General features: G+C 70.8%; 1 protein-coding gene and 2 pseudogenes. All 3 read right to left on the reverse strand.

Features of this window, described 5'->3' with window-relative positions; translation table 11 throughout:
* Positions 1–95 (reverse strand): annotated as a pseudogene (locus IH61_RS0139560) (roadblock/LC7 domain-containing protein); the annotation flags it as partial.
* 10 nt (positions 96–105) lie between these two features.
* Complete coding sequence (locus IH61_RS0139565) at positions 106–3,507, reverse strand: nitrate- and nitrite sensing domain-containing protein (protein WP_051838779.1); 3,402 nt, start codon at positions 3,505–3,507, stop codon at positions 106–108.
* A 393-nt stretch (positions 3,508–3,900) separates the two neighbouring features.
* Positions 3,901–4,003: pseudogene (locus IH61_RS0139570) on the reverse strand (ATP-binding protein); the annotation flags it as partial.

Below are 4,003 nucleotides of genomic sequence, written 5' to 3' on the forward strand. Positions count from 1 at the left end.
CCGTCCGCGGAGACCACCACGGTGTGGGACACCCCGGGGGTGTTGTCCACGAAATTGGTGATCAGCCAGTTCAGGTTCTGTGCGGCCTGGCTCATCTGAGTCAACTCAACGCTCCTGGTGGTTCGAGCCGCCGAAGAGATCGGTGCTGCGGTTCTGTCCGTTGCCGGACTGGTCTGCCTGATCGGGGTCGATCCGGAAGCTTCCGGTGTTACCGGCGGTGCGGCCCTGCTCCACGCCGCGGCGCAGGTTGGTCAGGCGGCCGCGGACCTCCTCCGGGTTGCGGGAGACCTGGGGGCCGTCCGTCGGAGTCGGCTTGGCATTGCCCGGCACCAGGTTCTGCTTGGGCGTGCGCCGCGGCAGTCCGGAGCCGGTGGTGCCGCTGGAGGCGGGTTCGCGCAGCTGCTCGGCCCGCTGCCAGTCGCCGTCGTTGGGCGACTGCCAGGGGGAGGCGGTCGGGCCGGTCGGGCCGTATCCGCCGAGGGCCGACACGTCGTGCCCGTCGCGCTGCTGCATGGAGGTGGTGTCCTTGGCGCCGGCGAACCAGTTGGGGCTGTCACCGGAGGGGACGGCGCCGGGCGGCGGGGTGCCGGGGCCCCCGCTCGCCAGCTGCTGGCCGGGGCGGCGCTGCGGCAGGCCGGACGGCAGGGTGGCGGCGGGCCCGGCGGCGGGCAGGGCGGGCGGCTCAGGGGCGTACGGGTGGCCGGCCGGGGCCTCCTCGGCCCGCTGGTCGTACTGGCCGTACTGGTCCTGGCCGTACTGATCCTGGGAGGCGCCGCCCTGCTGGTAGCCGGGCTGGTTGTAGCCGCCCTGGTCGTAGCCGTTCTGCTCGTACCCGCCCTGGTCGTACCCGTACTGCTCGTCGGCGTAGCCGTCCTGCGCGTACTGGCCGTACTGGTCCTGGCCGTACTGATCCTGGGAGGCGCCGCCCTGCTGGTAGCCGGGCTGGTCGTAGCCGTTCTGCTCGTAGGCGAACTCGTCGGCGTAGCCGCCCTGCTGGTAGCCCTGCGGGGCGTAGCCGTCGTAGCCCTGCGGGTCCTCCTCGACCTCGGCCTCGAGCACGGGCTCGTGCGGCGCGCTCTCCAGGGCCGCGCGGCGGACCTGGTCGAGGCGCTGGGAGCGCTGGACGGCTTCGAGGGCGGGGCTGAACCCGCTGGAGCCGGCGTTGCCGATGCCGGTCAGATGGTCGTCGAAGCCCAGTTCGGCGGCGCTGCGGGGGCGGCCGTCCTGGGTCCACTCGGCGGTCGGCTCCTGGTCGGCGAAGATCCGGGAGACGGTGAACTGCTCCTCCGGCTCCGGGGCGGGGCCGGACTGGGTGACGAACGGCGGGAGCATGACCAGCGAGGTGGTGCCGGCCGACTCGCCGGACGGGCGGAGCTGGACGCGGATGTCGTGGCGCTGCGAGAGGCGGCCGACCACGAACAGGCCCATGCGGCGGGAGATGGTCGCGTCGACGGTGGGCGGTTCGGCGAGCTTCTCGTTGATCTCGGCGAAGTCGTCGGCGGTGAGGCCGATGCCCTTGTCGTGGATCTCGACCAGCACGCGGCCGTCGGGCAGGCGGGTGGCGTTGACCAGCACCCGGGTCTGCGGGCTGGAGAACGAGGTGGCGTTCTCCAGGAGCTCGGCGAGCAGGTGGACGAGGTCGGTCACGGCGGCGCCGACGACCTCGACCTCCGGGATGCCGGAGAGCTCGACGCGCTCGTACTGCTCCACCTCGGAGGCGGCGGCGCGCAGCACGTCGACCAGCGGCACCGGGGTGGTCCAGCGGCGGCCGGCCTCCTCGCCCGCGAGGACGAGCAGGTTCTCACCGTTGCGGCGCATACGGGTGGCGAGGTGGTCCAGCTTGAAGAGGTTCTCCAGCTGGTCCGGGTCGGCCTCGTTGTTCTCCAGGTCCGTGATCAGCGCCAGCTGGCGCTGGATCAGGCTCTGGCTGCGGCGCGAGAGGTTGGTGAAGATCGCGTTGACGTTGCCTCGCAGCAGCGCCTGCTCGGCGGCGAGCTCGACGGCCTGGCGGTGGACCTGGTCGAAGGCGCGGGCGACTTCGCCGATCTCGTCCTTGCCGTACAGCGGGATCGGGGTGACGGAGGTGTCCACCCGGTCCGGGTCGGTCTTGGAGAGCTTCTCGACGAGGTCGGGGAGGCGGTGGTCGGCGATCTCGAGGGCGGCGCTGCGCAGGGTGCGCATGCCGAGGACCATCGAGCGGGCGACGTAGCCGGTCATCACACCGGCGAGGACGAGCGCGACGAGGACGATGCCGGAGTTCAGGATGGCGTCGTAGAGCGCGTTGTCCTTGAGGGCGCGGGAGTCCTTGAGGACGTCGTCCAGCAGCGCGACTTCGGTGTTGCGCAGGGCCTGGATGTGGGTGTTCGCGGCCTGGTTCCAGTTGTCCGGGGTCAGACCGGCGTTCTTGGCCTCGGCGAACGCGGCGTCGGCGACGCCGCGGCCCCTGCTCTGGCCCTCGGCGGCGGCCTCGCTGTAGGCGGAGGCGATGGTGAGCAGGCCCTGCATGGTCGGCGCGGTGCCGTTGGGCATCTTGTACGCCGAGCGCTCCTGCGCGGTCGCCAGGGCGACCTGCGCGTCGGAGAACTTGCGGGCGTCCTCGGGGGCGCTGCCGGTGTTGAACTCGTTGAGGGAGACCTGCTCCAGCTTCTGGGCCACCAGGATCTGCTGGGTCGCGTCGACGTTCTCGTAACGCGTGGTGGTGTTCTGCGAGATGCCGACGAGGATGTGCAGCATCAGCGCGCGCTGGGTCGAGGCGGACGCCTTGGCCAGGGACATCGCGTAGATCGCGCGGCCCTTGCTGGTGGCGTTGGCGGAGCCCATGCCGACGGAGTTGTCGTAGGCCAGCAGCGGGGCGAACATCACCGAGTAGGCGTTCGCGGTGGCGCTGGCGAACAGGTCCTTGCCGTAGGCGTTGGCCCGCAGGTGCGGCAGGTCCTGCACGAGGAACATGAACGCCTCGTGGCGGCGCGGCAGCTCACCGGACTTGTCGGAGGCCGAGTACGCGGCCTCGTACGCCTTGATGGCGGCGTCGGTGGCGCCGCGGCGCTTGGCGACCTCGTTGTTCGGGTCCTGCTTGGTGAGCAGAGGTATCAGGGTCATGTCGCGCTCGTTCTCGAGCGCTTCGGCGAGTTCCGTCGCCGCCTTGGCCAGCTCGGCGGTCTTCTCGGCGCGGGACGCCTTGATGTAGCCGTCGACGGAGGTGTTGACGCGCAGGCCGCCGAAGACGATCGAGATGATCACGGGGATCAGGAGGATCGCGATCAGACGGGTCGGCACGCGCCAGTTGCGCGGGCGGAGGAAGTCGTACCGGGAGGAGTCCTCCTCGGCCGGGCCGGCGGGCTTGGACTCCCTGGGCTTGACCGCCTGCTTCGGCGCGGGCGCGTTCTGGCCGCGTTCCTCTGCGGGGGCGAACGCGGAGAATCCGGCCTGGGCCGCGGCGTCGCCGTTCGGCTCGCTCTGGCGGGGCTCGGAGCGCCGCTGCGGGGCGGGTTGCTGCTTACGCCTCACTCGACAACTACCTCTCGGCCGACTGCCGGCCATGGATCAATCCAGCGCTACCCCCGGGCCCCGGGGCGTCGCCTGGTGGGCCGACACGGGATACGACAGGGGTAGCTGGAATTTCAGCACGTGCGGGGGGAGGGGACAAACAGCCGCTGGTGGGGGCGTTCGTAGGAACAATACGGACATACATCGACATGACGGAGCAAAACCGTGGTCATCCGGCGCTGAACGGCGCTGATCGGCCACACTCAGTCATTGTTGATCACCAAATGCCTACCGAACTGTTATCCGCCGCTTATACACGGGACTTGCGCCGGGCCCGTGGAGGACACCTCGCCGAAAGCATGACGGCCCCGGCGCCCCGCCGTGAGCGGGACACCGGGACCGTCGTGGCCCGGGTCATCGCAGTCGGGCGAGGAGGGCGTGTTCGACGAGGGTGATGAGGGCGCTTTTGGCGCTGTCGCGGCGGCGGGCGTCGAGGGTGATGATGGGGGTGTCGGCG

This window comes from Streptomyces sp. NRRL WC-3742 (assembly GCF_000720635.1).
Taxonomy (GTDB): Bacteria; Actinomycetota; Actinomycetes; order Streptomycetales; family Streptomycetaceae; genus Kitasatospora.